Genomic DNA, 15,684 nt, shown 5'->3' with positions numbered 1-15,684 from the left:
TGGTTACATAATTAATTGTATTTTTGCGACTCTAAAAAATATATTTATATGAGTCAGCGAGTAAAGATTAAAGCATTGCTGCAAAGTCAGCAAACCGACATTGATGTAACTGTAAAAGGATGGGTGCGTGCATTCCGTTCCAATCGTTTCATTGCTTTAAATGATGGCTCAACCAATAATAACATCCAAGTTGTAGTTGATTTCGAAAATACTGATCCTGCATTATTAAAACGCATTACCGTGGGTGCTGCATTAAGCATTACCGGTAAGTTAATTGCTTCGCAAGGCAAAGGTCAAACAGTTGAAGTTATAGCTACGGACATTGAAATACTAGGCGACAGCGATCCTGAAAAATACCCTATCCAGCCTAAAAAACATAGCCTGGAATTTTTGCGAGAGAACGCCCACCTGCGTTTCCGTACCAGTACTTTTGGGGCGATATTCCGGTTACGTAACAGTTTGGCTTTTGCGGTACACCAGTTTTTCCAGGAGCGTGGTTTCGTTTACCTGCATACCCCGGTGATCACCGCATCTGACGCGGAAGGTGCAGGCGAAACTTTCCACGTAACCAACTTCGATCTGGATAACATCCCGAAAACAGATACCGGCGAGATCGATTTTAAACAGGACTTTTTTGGCCGCCCTACCAACCTCACCGTATCCGGACAACTGGAAGGTGAGCTTGGCGCTATGGCCCTGAGCGATGTATATACTTTTGGCCCAACTTTCCGTGCCGAAAACTCCAACACCACCCGTCACCTGGCCGAGTTTTGGATGATTGAACCTGAAGTTGCCTTTAACAGTCTGGCTGATAATATGGACCTGGCCGAGGACATGCTGAAATACGTGATCCAATACGCCCTGGATAAAAATGCCGATGATATCGAGTTTTTAACGCAGCGCCTGGCCGAGGAAGAAAAACAAAAACCACAGAACGAGCGTTCAGAAATGACCCTGCTCGAAAAACTGCAATTTTGTTTAACTCATGATTTTGAACGCCTTACTTATACAGAGGCTATCGAAATTTTGAAGGAATCGACCCCGAACAAAAAGAAAAAGTTCCAATACCCGATCGAAGGCTGGGGAACCGACCTGCAAAGCGAACACGAGCGTTACCTGGTTGAAAAGCATTTCAAAAAACCAGTGATCCTGACCGATTATCCAAAAGAGATCAAGGCGTTTTACATGCGTCAGAACGACGACGGCAAAACCGTTGGCGCTATGGATATCCTGTTCCCGGGCATTGGCGAAATCATAGGCGGATCGGCGCGTGAAGAGCGTTTGGATAAGCTGGAACAACGCATGGACGAAATGGGCATCCCCAAAGATGAACTTTGGTGGTACTTGGATACACGTCGTTTTGGCTCCTGCCCGCACGCTGGTTTCGGACTGGGCTTTGAACGCCTGGTGCTGTTTGTAACCGGCATGGGTAACATCCGCGATGTGATCCCTTTCCCAAGGTTCCCGAAAAATGCGGAGTTTTAAATCTCACCTTAACCCTCTCCTTTTAGGAGGGGGTTTTGTATTTTTAGCCCATGCCCATAATTGAATTAGCCACCCATATCAATGCCCCAATCGAAAAATGTTTCGATCTGGCCCGGAACATCGATGTACATGTGGCTTCAACCCGGCATACCGGCGAAACCGCCATCGCAGGCCGTACCAGTGGCTTAATTGAATTGGGCGAATGGGTTACCTGGCGGGCCAAACATTTTGGCATTTGGCAAACGCTAACCTCCAAAATCACCGAGCTCCAGTACCCAAACTTTTTTACCGATGAAATGGTTCAGGGAGCTTTCAAAAATTTCAGGCATGAGCATTACTTTTTTGCGATAAAAGAGGAAACGCTCATGAAAGACATCTTTCGGTACGAGTCACCGTATGGTACTGTGTTCGACCTTATTTTTCTGCAAAACTATATGTACCGGCTTTTAGAAAAACGCAACCTGGTGATCAAAGAAATAGCTGAAGCCCCGGCCCTCGGTTAAATCGAGAATATCGAATTTCGAGTACTAAACATCGAAGTATTTCGAAATTCATCATTCAACATCCGGTGTTCGATATTATTTTTCACAATTATCAAATGCATACATTACACAATGACTTTTAACTCAACTATTCTTATCCACCCGGGACTGGGAAACTCCGGTCCGGCGCACTGGCAATCGCTTTGGGAAAAGCAATTTAACTTTGGCCGTATCGAAGAGCAGGACTGGGATACCCCGGTTTGCAGCGACTGGATAACTACCCTCAACAACTATGTACAGCAACATGATCCTCAAAATGTAATTCTGGTTGGTCATAGTCTGGCCTGTACCACTATAGCCTATTGGGCAAAGGAGTACAATATCAATATCAAAGGAGCTTTACTGGTAGCCCCAAGCGATACCGAAGCCGATACCTATCCCCCGGGCACTACTGGTTTTACGCCTGTACCATTGATCAAACTACCGTTCAGGAGCATCACTGTAGCCAGCAGCAACGACTATTATGTAAGCAGCGAACGCGCCCGTTTATTTGCCAATAGCTGGGGTAGTGAGTTGGTAGAGATAGGCGACGCCGGTCATATTAATTTAGCATCGGGCTTTGGTGAATGGCCGCAGGGATTGGAGTTGCTGAAGCGATTGGATAATTGATATATTTATCACGTTCAAGAACCATCCGTCATTGCGAGGTACGAAGCAAGTATCTCCAACTTGTCATCCTGAGGAACGAAGGATCTAATCGCCTAATAGATTCTTCGCTACGCTCAGAATGACAAGCTTTTTAGGTGCTTCGTACCTCGCAACGACACATTTTTACTGTTAGAAATCAACATACATCATGCTTATCAGCCCATCTACCCTCCGCACCTTTACCGAAAATATTTTCAAAGCTATAGGCTGCAGTACAGAACATGCTACACTTGCCGCTGATGTTTTGCTGCGTTCCGATCTGCGGGGGATAGACTCGCATGGCGTGGCCCGCCTGAGCGGCTATGTGCGCCTCTGGGAGAAAAACCGAATCAATGCTACACCCAACATTAGGATAGTACACGAAACACCCACCACGGCCACCGTTGACGGCGATGCGGGCCTGGGGCTCGTAGTAGCTCCCTTTGCCATGCAGATAGCCATCAAAAAAGCCGAATTATATGGTTCGGGCTGGGTATCGGTACGTAACTCCAATCACTTTGGTATTGCCGGTTACCATGCCCTGATGGCGGTTGAAAAAGATATGATCGGTTTTGCCATGACCAATGCTAGTCCGCTGGTGGCGCCAACCTTTTCGAGCGAGCGCCTGCTAGGTACCAACCCCATGTGCTATGCCTTCCCGGCGGGGCACTACCCACCCGTAGTGGTTGATCTGGCAACCTCGGCCGCGGCCAATGGCAAGCTCGAGATTGCCCAACGATTAGGCAAGCAAGTGCCTGAGGGCTGGATTCAGGACCAACACGGCCAGTATACTACCGATCCGCATGCCCTTAAAACCGGCGGTGCGCTGTTACCCTTGGGCGGCGACCGCGACCATGGCAGTCATAAAGGCTTTGGGCTGAGTGCTACGGTGGATATTTTGTCGGCGGTACTGTCTGGTGCCAATTATGGGCCCTGGGTGCCTCCTTTTGTGGCTTTTCTGGATCCGCCGGCCAACCCGGTTGGGCAAGGTATTGGTCATTTTGTGGGTGCTATGCGGGTGGATGGTTTTCGCCCGGTAGATGAGTTTAAGAGCCACCTGGATAACTGGATAGCCCGGTTCAAGACTTCTGCTACTGTCGACCCTACCCAGAAGGTCATCATCCCCGGTGAGCCCGAACTGGAGGCCGAACATCGTAGAGGCACCCATGGCATACCCCTGGTTGATGCCGTGGTGACCGACCTGCATATTTTGGCCGAACGTTTTGGTGTAGAACCATTGCAGGGATTATAGTCCATGGCTTCAGCTTTCAGCTGAATATAAGCCGGAGGCAACCACGAAAAATACAGTGTTAATTTCGGGATAGCGAATTCATAAACAGCGCAGGCCTATACATTGTACAAACCCCTCCCTGCCCCTCCCGTTGGGAGGGAATCGCACTTATCCCAACTTTCTTTTTATTTCCCTACAGAGTCACATAACAGATGCTTCACTGCGTTCAGCATGACAAATGTTTTTTTCACACCCTCTTTCCGGCGAAGCCGAAGAGAGGGTCGTCCAGCGCAGCGCAGACGGGGTGAGTCTTCGCACCTCGCAATGACGCTCGTTTAATAATAGAAACAAAAAAAGCCCACCCGGTAAACCAGGCAGGCTATGTAATTTCTTATTCCCCTTTCGGGGGGGGGGTAGGGGCTTAATGAATAATGTTAAACAACCTGCTCCACCTGATCTTGCTCAGGAAGCTGGCATTATCATCGATACTCATCCAGATGAACAGCGCCTTACCCACGATATGGTCTTCGGGTACAAATCCCCAGAAACGTGAATCCTCGGAATTGTGGCGATTATCACCCATCATAAAGTAATAGTTCAGTTTAAAAGTGTAGGTATCCGTCTTTTTCCCGTTGATCAGGATATCCTTACCTACAACCTGCACCTTGTTACCCTCATAAATTTCAATAGCGCGGCCATAAACCGGAAAGGTTAAGCTATCCAATTTTACTGTCCAGCCTTTTTTGGGCACAATGATGGGGCCGTAATTATCTACGTTCCATTTAAAGTTCGGGAAGTTGGGTGTAATCTTATAATTCGGGAATTTTACCGGGTAAACATCACCATTTAACTGATCCGGAACCCCGGCAGGAGATATATTAGGTGTAACTGATTTAATGTTAGAGTACCCCCTTAATGCATTAGCTGATGCTACGGTGGTATTGGTAGTAAAAGTATTGTTGATTCCCGGTGCAATATCCTCCAGGTGAAGCTCATTAACTAACTGCGGATTAATTTCGCTGCCATCTGATTTTACCAGGTAATTCATTTCGCCGTGGGGAGGTGTAATGGCCGGTTTGCCATTGATAACCACCTGCGCATTCACTACACTCAGTGTATCACCGGGGGTACCCTGACAGCGTTTAATATAGTTTTCACGTTTATCAACCGGGCGATATAATGGCGAATCGGCATCCATGGGATAGTTAAATACTACTACGTCGCCTTTTTTCACATCGCTCAAACCGGGTAAACGGTAATACGGCAGTTCGATACCATCCCAGTAAGCCTTGGTATTGATAAGCGGCATGGTATGATGCGCAAACGGGAAAGCTACGGGCGTCATAGGCAGGCGGGCTCCGTAGTTCACTTTACTTACAAACAGGTAATCGCCAATTAACAGCGAGCTTTCCATAGAAGCACTCGGAATCACATAAGCCTCAATAAACAACGTACGGATCAGCGTGGCGGCTATCACCGCGAAAATAATGGCATCCGCCCATTCGCGGGCAGCGGTCTTTTTCAGGGCTATTTTATATTTTTCCCTAAACTCCGGACTGGCAGATTGCCCCAGGTATTTGGTATCCTTATCAAAACCCCATTTAGGTAAAAATATAAATGGTAAAGCCACGCCCAAAATATGGTCGAGCAGGCTGAATTTACCAAACGACTTGATAAAATCAACGGTGAGACCAATCATTACCAATATGTTCAATCCGGGAACCAACACCAGTATAAACCACCAGGCGGGCCTGCCGCTTAGTTTAATCATGCCGTAAATATTGTATAAAGGCACAATGCCTTCCCAGCCTGGTCTGCCGGCTTTTTCAAACAATTTCCATAACCCTACGTAAGGCAGTATAACCAGTAGTATAATAGCAAGTATAATGTTCACTTTTTTGTATTTAAATTCTAATTATTAATAACGTCATTTCTAACAGGGTGTCATGCTGAGCTCCACCGAAGCATGGTGGGCAGGGCCTCTGCGCTCTACCCTTCGACGGAGCTCAGGGTGACACCCTCCCTTATGAGCACGCTCAATGTATCCCTCTAAACAACCTGTTCCAGCGTATTTTATTTACAAATGAGGCGGTGCTATCCACACTTAGCCAGGTAAATAAAGCCTTACCTACTACATGGTCTTCGGGTAAAAATCCCCAGTAACGCGAATCTTCGGAGTTATGGCGATTATCCCCCATCATCCAGTAGTAGTTGAGTTTAAAAGTGTAAGTATCGGCTTTTTTATCGTTTATATAAATATCATGGCCAACTACTTTTACTTTATTATGCTCATAAATTTCAATAGCCCTACCATAAACCGGAAAGGTTAAACTATCCAGCTTCACTGTCCAGCCTTTTTTAGGGATGATGATGGGGCCGAAATTATCAACATTCCAGGTATAATGCGGAAAATTTGATGTGTTTTTATAACGTGGATATTTAGCCGGATAAACAGGGTTCAAATCATCGGCAATGCCTTTAGGCGCAATATCAGCCGTAACCGATTTGATATTGGAATAGCCCCTTAATGTTTTGGCCGATTCAACCGTCGTATTGGTTTTAAATGTAGTGCTATCAATAATACCAATATCGGTTAAATGGAGTTCGTTGATCAATTGCGGATTTATCTGGCTGCCATCGGTTTTTACTACGTAGGCCATTTCGCCTTTGCCTGGGGTAGTTTCGGGCCTGCCATTGATATATACCTGTGCATTTACCAGGCTCAGGGTGTCGCCGGGAGTACCCTGGCAACGTTTAATGATATTTTCGCGTTTATCAACCGGGCGGTAATACGGCGAGTCGGCTTCTATGGGGGCGTTAAACACCACAATGTCGCCTTTTTTAATATCGCTGAAACCCGGTAAACGATAATAGGGTAACTGTATACCATCCCAGTAGGCTTTTGCATTGGTTGTATACGGGATAGTGTGGTGCATAAAAGGTATAGCCACCGGTGTTATAGGCATGCGGGCACCATAGTTAACCTTACTTACAAATAAATAATCGCCAATGAGCAGGGAGCTTTCCATCGATCCGCTGGGGATAACGTAGGCCTCAATAAAGAGGGTACGTATCAGCGTAGCCGCAATTACCGCGAAAATAATAGCATCGCCCCATTCACGCAAGGCACTCTTTTTCTTTTTAGGTTTGCTTTTATCTTTTTTCCAGAATTTCCAGTTCATAAATGAATTGATGTGCAAATTTCAAATGCGCAGACTTTTTAAAAGTATGTATTTATTTTTTTATTACCTATGACTGTTTTGTAAGCTATATGTTACTAAAAATTGATGTGCAGATATGCGGATGTGTAAATGATTCGTGGATGTGCGGATATGCAGATGATTTTATTTGCACATCTATAATTTGTACATATATTTTTTCATTTGCACATCTGCATATTTGCACATTCGCACATCTATTCTCACATCCGCACATCTATTCTCACATCTATTTTATCATCCTCATTACCCTGCTCCATCTGATCTTATGGGTTTCGGCATCCCAACTCATCCACACAAACAAGGCCTTGCCAACAATATGATCTTCGGGTACAAAGCCCCAAAAGCGTGAATCTTCGGAATTATGCCGGTTATCACCCATCATCCAGTAATAATTGAGCTTAAAGGTATAACTGTCGGCTGGCTTACCGTTGATGCTGATATGATTATCGTTTACCTGCAGCTTGTTTTGTTCATAAACTTCAATAGCACGACGATAGATGGGGAGGGTTAGGCTGTCGAGTTTTACCGTCCAGCCTTTTTTGGGGATAATAATGGGACCCAGATTATCTACATTCCACCGGAATTTTGGATTATGCGGAAATACCTCCGGATCATAAACTCCATTAAACCGGATGTTTGGCCTAACCGATTTGATGCCAGCCTGCTGTTTCAACAAAGCGGCCGACTGCGCGGTCATGTTCATCATAAAATCCTGATTGGTAAACTGCTGAATATCTGACAGGTGCAAGTCACGGGCCAGTTGCCGGTTAAAACTACTGCCATCGTTACGTACCATGTATTCCATTTCACCATGTGATGGCGTAATGGCCGCTTCATCATTTACATACACTTTTGCATTAAGCAAACTCAGGGTATCGCCGGGAGTTCCCTGGCAGCGTTTGATATAATTTTCGCGTTTATCAACCGGGCGGTAAAAGGGCGAATCGGCGTCCATGGGAAAGTTAAATACCACTACATCGCCCTTTTTTATATCACCCAAACCGGGCAGCCTGAAATACGGCAGTTTAATACCATTCCAATAGGCCTTACCCCCAATAATTGGCATGGTATGGTGTGCAAAGGGAAAAGCTACCGGTGTTATGGGCAGGCGCGCGCCATAATTTATTTTGCTCACAAACAAAAAATCGCCTACGAGCAGTGAGCTTTCCATGGATGGTGTGGGTATGGTGTAGGCTTCAATAAAAAGCGAACGAATAAGCGTAGCGGCAACTACTGCAAAAATCACCGCCTCGGCCCATTCGCGGGTGGTTGATTTCTGCAAATCCTTCCGGTGCTTTTCATGAAAACTGATAGTTGCAGATGGCCCCAGATAGCGTGTATTTTTATCAAAACCCCATTTAGGTAAACAAATAAAGGGCAACAGGATAATGGCTGCGTTTTGACTTATTTTAAATTTGCCGTATGATTTAATAAAATCAACCGCTACCCCTACACCAATAATAATATTGATGCCAGGTATCAGCAACAGCAGCAATAGCCACCAGGGCCTGCCGCTGATTTTGAGTATGATATAGACATTGTAAACCGGAATGAGGGATTCCCAACCCGGGCGACCGGCTTTTTCAAATAACTTCCATAAGCCGATAACCATTAAAATGGTTAATGGCCCGGCAGTTAAACAAAAAGCGGTGTAAGTGGCTATATCCATTTAAAAATAGCGGTGCTATTTAAAATCAAACATAGCATCAACCGAATAGAAGCCTTTTTTATTGTGCACCCATTCGGCTGCCAATACTGCGCCCAGGGCAAAACCATTGCGGTTGTGGGCGGTATGTTTAAATTCGATGGTATCTACTTCCGAGTCGTAAATAACGGTATGCGTACCCGGAACGCTGTCAATACGTAAAGATTCGATCAGCAATTGATTATTGGAAACCGCATCGTCATCACTTTTATCATCTGTAGTTAAAACATTAACCCATTCAGATTTAGTTTCCAGGTTATCCAGGATACCTTCGGCAATGGTGATAGCGGTGCCGCTGGGAGAATCGAGCTTTTGAGTATGATGAATTTCTTCTACCTGCACATCATAGTACGGATAGTTGTTCATCACTTTGGCCAGCAGGCGGTTAACATGAAAAAATATATTTACACCAACACTAAAGTTTGAGCCGTAAAGCAAAGTATTATTACTCTCTTCGCAAAGCTGCTTTACCTGGGGTATCTGATCGTACCAGCCAGTTGTGCCCACTACAATGGGTACGCCTGCGTTAAAGCAATGCTTAATGTTACCCAATACCGATGCAGGCATAGTAAATTCAATAACCACATCGGCTTTTTGTAAGTTTTCAACCGTCAGATCATCCAGTGTATCGTGATCTATGGTTAATACAATTTCATGTTTGCGGCTAATGGCGATCTTCTCGATGATCTTGCCCATTTTTCCATAACCAAGTAATGCTATTTTCATATTTTTTTTTAGTATCAGGTTTAGTATTGGTATCAAGTAATTAGTATCAAGATTTCTTAAATTCTCGAATGCAGAGTTGCAGCGGTCTTGATACTAATTACTTGATACTAGCCTAAAACGTAAAGGTAATTTTTATCGACGGAATATAAGAAGTATTCGCACTTTGTGCATACATCGGCTGGTTCATTAAGCTGGGGGTAACTTTAAACCCCAGGTTATTATCAACCGTATAGGAGTGTATGAACTTGGCATCGATATAGGCATCGATAGTTTGGATGCCCCAGGCAGCTAAAATACCCAGGATGCTCAAATCGCGGTTACGCCTGTAGCCGTCAAGCTGGCTGATGATACTGGCATCAGGTACGTTATACTGGGCATATAGCTGGTATATGGCATAATACTTCTGGCCGGGTGTAGGGGCTATACCTTGCTTACGGTAATTATAGATAGCCAGATTCTCGTTATAATTGTTCTGGTTAAATATTACTGCCGAAACCAAAAGCCCTATACCGCCATAAACGATAGGCACTTTCCACCAGCGGTGGTTATACAGTTGTCCCCATCCGGGTACCATTAAAGAGTGCATTACTGCTTTGTGCGGGCTGTGTAAACTATCCGGATGATACGCTTTTTCTTTTCTGATGGGCGGGGCGAAAGAACCTGGAGCAGTATTAGACGCTTTTTTCACCGTATCGCTTTTACCAGATTTCACGGTATCGGGCCCAAGCCCCTGCGCTTTTGCAGTTAAAGCAAATACGGTAACTAAACCAATAACAAGCAGGAATTTATACATCTTTAATTTATTATTTGGTATCAAGTAGTTAGTATCAAGTATCAAGACCGTTGCATTTTTTGCACGTTCAAAAATCTTGATACCTGATACTAACTACTTGATACTAAAAATTCTAATTTTCACCAATCCAGCATCTCCAGGATACGGCCCAGATCATCTTCTGAAAGAAAAGGTATTTCAATAACACCGCTTCCTTTGTTGCCTACCTTGAGTTTTACCCTTGTACTAAATTTTGAAGCCAGATCGTCCTGTATTTTTTGCAGCTGGTATGATACGGGTTCGGGTTGTTTCCCTTCCTTCTTTACCGGCGACTTCTGCATTTCACGAGCCAGTTCTTCAGCTTTACGAACGGATAAACCTTGCTGAATGATATGTTGATGTAAATATAATTGTTTGGCGGGATCGTCAATAGTGATCAAAGCCTTGGCATGGCCCATAGTTAAAGCCCCATCGCGGATGGATGCCTGTATGCTTGGCGGCAGCTTTAACAGGCGCAGGTAGTTGGTTACGGTGGATCGGTTTTTGCTCACGCGGTCGCCCAGTTCTTCCTGCTTCAGATTACACTCCTCTATCATGCGCTGAAAGCTGAGTGCCACTTCTATAGCATTCAGGTTTTCGCGCTGAATGTTCTCGATCAGGGCCATTTCCAGCATTTGCTGGTCGTTGGCGGTACGCACATAGGCGGGCACCTGCGTTAACCCGGCTATTTTTGAAGCGCGAAAACGGCGCTCGCCCGATATAAGCTGGTATTTATGCGCATTGATGCGCCTTACCGTAATGGGTTGTATTAGCCCTTGCAGTTTAATGGAGTCGGCCAGTTCGGCCAGGGCTTGCGGGTCAAAATCGGTACGGGGCTGAAAAGGGTTTACCTCAATTTCGGCCAGCTGTATCTCATTTACCGAGCCCAGGCTATTCACCTCCACAGCTGATGTGGAGGCTTCGGTATCTTTGTCCTTAGTTTTATTATAAGGTTGTACGTTTACAGAGTCATTCAACAGCGCACTTAATCCTTTGCCCAGGGCATTTCTTCTTTCACTACTCATTGGTTACACTGTTGCTGTCGCGGCTTCCGACTCGTTCTTGGTGAGGCCGTTCTTTTCAATAATTTCGCGGGCCAGGTTTAAATAATTGATGGCACCTTTACAGGTGGCATCGTGCATAATTACCGATACACCAAAGCTTGGCGCCTCGCTTAAACGGGTGTTACGCTGAATGATGGTATCAAAAACCATATCCTCAAAATGCGTTTTCACTTCGTCAACCACCTGGTTTGATAAACGCAGACGTACATCGTACATGGTTAATAATATACCTTCAATTTCCAGCTGCGGGTTTAGGCGCGATTGTACAATTTTGATGGTATTAAGCAATTTACCCAAACCTTCTAACGCAAAATATTCGCACTGCACAGGGATAATTACCGAATTGGCTGCGGTTAACGCGTTGATAGTGATTAAACCTAATGATGGCGAACAATCGATAATAATAAAGTCATACTCGTTTTGTATGGCTTCAAATACCTGTTTCATTTTATACTCGCGGCCACTCAGGTTAATCATCTCTATCTCGGCACCTACCAGGTCGATGTGAGCTGGTAGCAGATCAAGATTAGGGGTATCCGTTTTTTGGATAGCCTCATGCGGGTCAACCTGGTTTATGATGCACTCGTAAATACTGTTCTTGATGTTACGGGGATCAAAACCGATACCCGATGTTGAATTAGCCTGCGGATCCGCATCAACCAACAAGGTTTTAAAATCTAATACGGCCAAACTTGCGGCCAGATTTATAGATGATGTAGTTTTTCCTACGCCACCTTTCTGGTTGGCTAAAGCAATTATTTTACTCATTCTATATCCTTACAAAATTTATATTACTATGATTTATAACAACGAAAAATAGAACCGGAAATTTCTACTTTCGTAAAAGTTTTTGTCCAACGGTAAAGATACGGATTTAAAACTATTCCGAAATCCACAGGATTTGGCAATTTACAAACAAATTTCAATTAGTGAATTAGTGATTTAGCGAATTATTGATAGCCTTAATGACTGATTATTAACACCTAAGATGTTGAATTTATTATTAATTAAAAAAATATCATTTCAACAATTAAAACTAATTCACTAAATCACTAATTCAATAATTCACTAATTAATAAATGATCACTATTATATCATCAACCAACCGCCCCGGAAGCCACACGCTTAAACTTGCTACCTATTATCAGCAAAAGTTGAGTGAAAAAGGCGTTGAGGCGGGTATATTTTCATTGGCCGATCTGCCGGCAAACATCATACAAACCGATTTGTACGGTAAGCGCAGTTTGGAGTTTGGCCCTATACAGAATTTGATTAACCGCACCGATAAATTCATATTTATCATCCCCGAATACAATGGCAGTTTCCCCGGTGTTCTGAAGGTTTTTATGGACGCCTGCGATTTTCCGGGTACTTTTTATGATAAAAAAGCTGCCCTGGTTGGCTTGTCATCCGGCAAATACGGCAACATCAGGGGTATCGATCATTTTACCGGGGTTTGCCATTATATGCACCTCAATATCATGTCGTTAAAAATCCATATCTCCTCTATCAATAAAGAAATGGACAAGGAAGGCAATTTGTTAAATGCCGACACTTTAAAGTTTACCGACGAACAAATTGATAAGTTTATTAAGTTTTAGTTCGCCATTATAGTCAATCAACTATTTTCATTATCAATGAGTTTGTTTAAGCGAAAAAAAACCATCCCTGAAGATGCGGTAAAAGAGGCATTGAATAACCCAAACGGATGGGTATATGCAATTGACGAAGCTTTTAAAAATGAGGAAAATGTACCACCACAGGCTATACAAGGAGCCTGGAAGGTCAACTCAGAAGGAATAATTACGGACAGCTTTATACCTAACCCCAATTACCACCCTCCTAAAAAGGCATAAAATCTAATTTACTTAGTGATCAACTTCGCCATACCAAACGCAGCAGCGGCGGCCAAGGCTCCTATCAGTAATACTTTAAGTGCTCCTTGAATGGCAGGCTGCCCGGTTACCTTGCTTTTAAAATAGCCAAACACAAACAAGCAGATCATCGTGATACCGCAGGAGTAATATAAAGCCTGTGTTGAATCAGCAATAAAAAAATAAGGCGAGAGCGGGATAATTCCCCCAATAATGTAAGACACACCAATGGTGATGGCGCTTTGCGTAGCCCGGTTGGCTTTGGGTTCTTCCAGGCCCAGCTCGTAGCGCATCATAAAATCAACCCATTTATCTTTGTCTTTGGACATTTCTTCGGCAACCTCGTTTTGCAATTTTTCTGACAGACCGAAAGCTGCAAATACTTCCTTTACTTCTGCTTTTTCCTGTTCGGGAACTTTTTCTACTTCTTCATACTCCCGTTTCAGTTCAGAGGCATAATAATCGGCTTCAGTACGACCAGCCAAAAAACCTCCGAGGCCCATAGCGATAGAGCCTGCCACAATTTCGGCTATCCCGGCCGTGATCACAATACCCGACGAGTTTACCGCCCCGCTTAAACCCGCGGCCAGGGCAAAGGGTACCGTTAGCCCATCAGACATGCCAATAACAATATCCCTGATGGTATCTGAGCTTTGTAAATGTTGTTCGTGATGCATAAGGATAAAGGTACCTTCAATAGCTTTAATAATGGGTATAAATAGCTATTTGTTATTAGTTTCGATAAGAATTAATTCTTCTGAACACACCAGGTGGTCATACAGCGCAGGTTTTGCACATTGGTGGTTTTAATAGGTTCATAAAGCGTACCGCCTAACTCGGCAGTGTACCGGAGCAGTGTTTGCTCGTTCACCAGGAAGCGTTCGGAACCATCGGGCAGCAGGTAGCGCCGATTGCCCCTGCTTATAATCAATTCTTCGATACCTGTATCCGAAGCCAGGCGGGCAAACAGATAACCACCTGGTTTCAACACACGCCACAATGAACGTACCATACTATCAAAATGCTGCTCGTTTTTGGCAAAATGCAATACAGCGCTACAGATCACCAGGTCGAAAAAATCACCGGCCCAGGGCATATCCTCCACTCCCGATACCCGGAACTTATTGAGCGCATGTGTAGATGAAAGTTTTGCCGATAGCTGTCTTACCGCCTCCACGGCTTCCGCATTTTGGTCGATGCCGTAAACATCGAAGTCATTTTGCATAAAATATACCAGGTTTCGTCCTGCACCGCAGCCAGCATCCAGTATGGTTTGGCAATGGTCAAAACGACCTTTCAATAACTGATCAAACAAATAGATATCAATATTGCCAAAAGTTTGCTGCAGGTTGCTTTGCATGGGATGATGTTTGGAGGGGAAAGTACGAAATTTTAAATAAGAGTGAAGGTTCAACACTCCAGATGGTACCGCATTCACTAAAGTAAGATCAGCTTACAATAAAGCTATTCAGCTAAAACTCTCCAGATTTTTTGGGCACTGCTATTAAGTTTGCTTTTAACAATATGCCGACTTTCTAAACCATCCAGGATATCCATTGTTTCCTGTCCGGTTAAGCCGCTATCATTTGCAATACCTTTTAGGGTCCGGTAAATATATTTCGATTTGCCGAATGCGTCTATCACCTTTCTATCATTATCAATCAATTTATCCTCTTTTTTCCCTTTAACTAAACTTTTATTGGGACTTTGCCTTTCCTCCAACTCTTCCGGCTCCGTATTAGCATGAACTAACTCTCTTGTTTCCAAACTAACCGCTTCTACTTTCCCGGTTGCTTCTTCGGCCTTGGTTTTGGCTTCATTAGCTGTTTTGCCAATTTTTATTACTTTGTCATACAAATCCTCAATAAACCGTTTAGAGGCTATAGCAGCGATCAAACAAAACCCTGCAAAAATGAAATGATTTTTATCAACGCTTTTTGCTGAAAGTATATCCAAGAGAACACTGCTGGATATGGTATTCAAAAACAGCGGAACCAATATAGAAGCAGCCACCCCCATGGAAAGTGATTTCCAAAATAAAAAGTGATTAAACGCGGGTCCTTTTTTAATATCATCATTTTGAACTTGCGCCCCGTTGCTGCCATCATCTATCGGACGATTCAATAAAAAATAGTTTATTATACCTCCAAATAATCCCAAAACAATGATAATAATTACGACGATAAGGTACGGAGACATAAAATTCAGGTTTTAAAATCTTTTAATATGGATCAGCTATAAGCGCCAACCAAAATAACAATATTATCAGAATGATTAAAAATCAAATAGCTAATTAATAACTATAAATTTCTGTTGTAAAAATTCCCCTAAAAGTAAATAGGCACCATAAAAAAAAGAGGCTGATCAAATCCTGATTAGCCTCTTTTTACATTTATTA

Annotated in this window: 16 protein-coding genes; 6 read left to right on the top strand and 10 right to left on the bottom strand. The window is 43.8% G+C overall.

The window, feature by feature from the left end; genetic code table 11:
• The first annotated feature begins 48 nt into the window (after nucleotides 1-48).
• The 4 genes from asnS (at nucleotide 49) to G7092_RS18040 (ending at nucleotide 3,906) form a co-directional block, all read left to right on the top strand.
• Nucleotides 49-1,485: an asparagine--tRNA ligase gene (asnS, locus tag G7092_RS18055; RefSeq protein ID WP_166091249.1), complete on the top strand. Its 1,437-nt coding sequence runs from the start codon at nucleotides 49-51 to the stop codon at nucleotides 1,483-1,485.
• Nucleotides 1,486-1,535: 50 nt separating this feature from the next.
• Complete coding sequence (locus tag G7092_RS18050) at nucleotides 1,536-1,988, top strand: SRPBCC family protein (RefSeq protein WP_166091248.1); 453 nt, start codon at nucleotides 1,536-1,538, stop codon at nucleotides 1,986-1,988.
• A 111-nt stretch (nucleotides 1,989-2,099) separates the two neighbouring features.
• Entirely contained in the window at nucleotides 2,100-2,636 is a 537-nt protein-coding gene (locus G7092_RS18045; protein ID WP_166091247.1) for an RBBP9/YdeN family alpha/beta hydrolase, read from the top strand.
• Nucleotides 2,637-2,823: 187 nt separating this feature from the next.
• Nucleotides 2,824-3,906 (top strand): Ldh family oxidoreductase, encoded by a 1,083-nt coding sequence (locus G7092_RS18040; RefSeq protein ID WP_166091246.1) that lies wholly within the window; start codon nucleotides 2,824-2,826, stop codon nucleotides 3,904-3,906.
• A 400-nt stretch (nucleotides 3,907-4,306) separates the two neighbouring features.
• On the opposite strand, the gene lepB (G7092_RS18035) is transcribed toward G7092_RS18040, so the two are convergent.
• From lepB (G7092_RS18035) to G7092_RS18005, 7 genes are all read right to left on the bottom strand, one after another.
• A complete protein-coding gene (gene lepB, locus G7092_RS18035) occupies nucleotides 4,307-5,779 on the bottom strand; it encodes a signal peptidase I (RefSeq protein WP_317170005.1) in 1,473 nt (490 codons plus the stop codon).
• A 142-nt stretch (nucleotides 5,780-5,921) separates the two neighbouring features.
• On the bottom strand, nucleotides 5,922-7,067 hold the full coding sequence (gene lepB, locus G7092_RS18030; protein WP_166091245.1) for a signal peptidase I: 1,146 nt from the start codon (nucleotides 7,065-7,067) through the stop codon (nucleotides 5,922-5,924).
• A gap of 265 nt (nucleotides 7,068-7,332) precedes the next feature.
• Nucleotides 7,333-8,775 (bottom strand): signal peptidase I, encoded by a 1,443-nt coding sequence (gene lepB, locus G7092_RS18025; protein WP_166091244.1) that lies wholly within the window; start codon nucleotides 8,773-8,775, stop codon nucleotides 7,333-7,335.
• 15 nt (nucleotides 8,776-8,790) lie between these two features.
• Entirely contained in the window at nucleotides 8,791-9,537 is a 747-nt protein-coding gene (gene dapB, locus G7092_RS18020; RefSeq protein ID WP_166091243.1) for a 4-hydroxy-tetrahydrodipicolinate reductase, read from the bottom strand.
• 112 nt (nucleotides 9,538-9,649) lie between these two features.
• Nucleotides 9,650-10,330 carry a DUF5683 domain-containing protein gene (locus G7092_RS18015; protein WP_166091242.1) on the bottom strand — a complete coding sequence of 227 codons (681 nt, stop codon included), beginning with the start codon at nucleotides 10,328-10,330 and terminating at the stop codon, nucleotides 9,650-9,652.
• A 119-nt stretch (nucleotides 10,331-10,449) separates the two neighbouring features.
• On the bottom strand, nucleotides 10,450-11,373 hold the full coding sequence (locus G7092_RS18010) for a ParB/RepB/Spo0J family partition protein (RefSeq protein ID WP_166091241.1): 924 nt from the start codon (nucleotides 11,371-11,373) through the stop codon (nucleotides 10,450-10,452).
• Nucleotides 11,374-11,376: 3 nt separating this feature from the next.
• Nucleotides 11,377-12,180, bottom strand: coding sequence for a ParA family protein (locus tag G7092_RS18005; RefSeq protein ID WP_076376030.1), 804 nt, complete (start codon nucleotides 12,178-12,180; stop codon nucleotides 11,377-11,379).
• A gap of 311 nt (nucleotides 12,181-12,491) precedes the next feature.
• Between G7092_RS18005 and G7092_RS18000 the strand changes: the two genes are divergently transcribed.
• Both G7092_RS18000 and G7092_RS17995 read left to right on the top strand, forming a co-directional pair.
• A complete protein-coding gene (locus G7092_RS18000; RefSeq protein WP_166091239.1) occupies nucleotides 12,492-13,013 on the top strand; it encodes an NADPH-dependent FMN reductase in 522 nt (173 codons plus the stop codon).
• Nucleotides 13,014-13,049: 36 nt separating this feature from the next.
• Nucleotides 13,050-13,268, top strand: a complete 219-nt coding sequence (locus G7092_RS17995) for a hypothetical protein (RefSeq protein WP_166091238.1) — start codon at nucleotides 13,050-13,052, stop codon at nucleotides 13,266-13,268.
• An 8-nt stretch (nucleotides 13,269-13,276) separates the two neighbouring features.
• Here G7092_RS17995 and G7092_RS17990 read toward each other — a convergent pair whose 3' ends face one another.
• The 3 genes from G7092_RS17990 to G7092_RS17980 all read right to left on the bottom strand — a co-directional run bounded on the left by G7092_RS17990 (nucleotide 13,277) and on the right by G7092_RS17980 (nucleotide 15,485).
• Nucleotides 13,277-13,963, bottom strand: coding sequence for a VIT1/CCC1 transporter family protein (locus G7092_RS17990; protein WP_202985349.1), 687 nt, complete (start codon nucleotides 13,961-13,963; stop codon nucleotides 13,277-13,279).
• Nucleotides 13,964-14,034: 71 nt separating this feature from the next.
• Nucleotides 14,035-14,646, bottom strand: coding sequence for a class I SAM-dependent methyltransferase (locus G7092_RS17985; protein WP_166091237.1), 612 nt, complete (start codon nucleotides 14,644-14,646; stop codon nucleotides 14,035-14,037).
• 104 nt (nucleotides 14,647-14,750) lie between these two features.
• Nucleotides 14,751-15,485: a YEATS-associated helix-containing protein gene (locus tag G7092_RS17980; protein ID WP_166091236.1), complete on the bottom strand. Its 735-nt coding sequence runs from the start codon at nucleotides 15,483-15,485 to the stop codon at nucleotides 14,751-14,753.
• Nucleotides 15,486-15,684 lie beyond the last annotated feature (199 nt).

The organism is Mucilaginibacter inviolabilis (assembly GCF_011089895.1).
In the GTDB taxonomy this organism is placed as follows: domain Bacteria; phylum Bacteroidota; class Bacteroidia; order Sphingobacteriales; family Sphingobacteriaceae; genus Mucilaginibacter; species Mucilaginibacter inviolabilis.
This window is presented reverse-complemented; position numbering and strand designations above follow the sequence as displayed.

Coding starts and splice junctions, on each gene's coding strand:
- asnS (WP_166091249.1), top strand. CDS start 49: ATGAGTCAGCGAGTAAAGATTAAAGCATTGCTGCAAAGTCAGCAAACC.
- G7092_RS18050 (WP_166091248.1), top strand. CDS start 1,536: ATGCCCATAATTGAATTAGCCACCCATATCAATGCCCCAATCGAAAAA.
- G7092_RS18045 (WP_166091247.1), top strand. CDS start 2,100: ATGACTTTTAACTCAACTATTCTTATCCACCCGGGACTGGGAAACTCC.
- G7092_RS18040 (WP_166091246.1), top strand. CDS start 2,824: ATGCTTATCAGCCCATCTACCCTCCGCACCTTTACCGAAAATATTTTC.
- lepB (WP_166091245.1), bottom strand. CDS start 7,067: ATGAACTGGAAATTCTGGAAAAAAGATAAAAGCAAACCTAAAAAGAAA.
- lepB (WP_166091244.1), bottom strand. CDS start 8,775: ATGGATATAGCCACTTACACCGCTTTTTGTTTAACTGCCGGGCCATTA.
- dapB (WP_166091243.1), bottom strand. CDS start 9,537: ATGAAAATAGCATTACTTGGTTATGGAAAAATGGGCAAGATCATCGAG.
- G7092_RS18015 (WP_166091242.1), bottom strand. CDS start 10,330: ATGTATAAATTCCTGCTTGTTATTGGTTTAGTTACCGTATTTGCTTTA.
- G7092_RS18010 (WP_166091241.1), bottom strand. CDS start 11,373: ATGAGTAGTGAAAGAAGAAATGCCCTGGGCAAAGGATTAAGTGCGCTG.
- G7092_RS18005 (WP_076376030.1), bottom strand. CDS start 12,180: ATGAGTAAAATAATTGCTTTAGCCAACCAGAAAGGTGGCGTAGGAAAA.
- G7092_RS18000 (WP_166091239.1), top strand. CDS start 12,492: ATGATCACTATTATATCATCAACCAACCGCCCCGGAAGCCACACGCTT.
- G7092_RS17995 (WP_166091238.1), top strand. CDS start 13,050: ATGAGTTTGTTTAAGCGAAAAAAAACCATCCCTGAAGATGCGGTAAAA.
- G7092_RS17990 (WP_202985349.1), bottom strand. CDS start 13,963: ATGCATCACGAACAACATTTACAAAGCTCAGATACCATCAGGGATATT.
- G7092_RS17985 (WP_166091237.1), bottom strand. CDS start 14,646: ATGCAAAGCAACCTGCAGCAAACTTTTGGCAATATTGATATCTATTTG.
- G7092_RS17980 (WP_166091236.1), bottom strand. CDS start 15,485: ATGTCTCCGTACCTTATCGTCGTAATTATTATCATTGTTTTGGGATTA.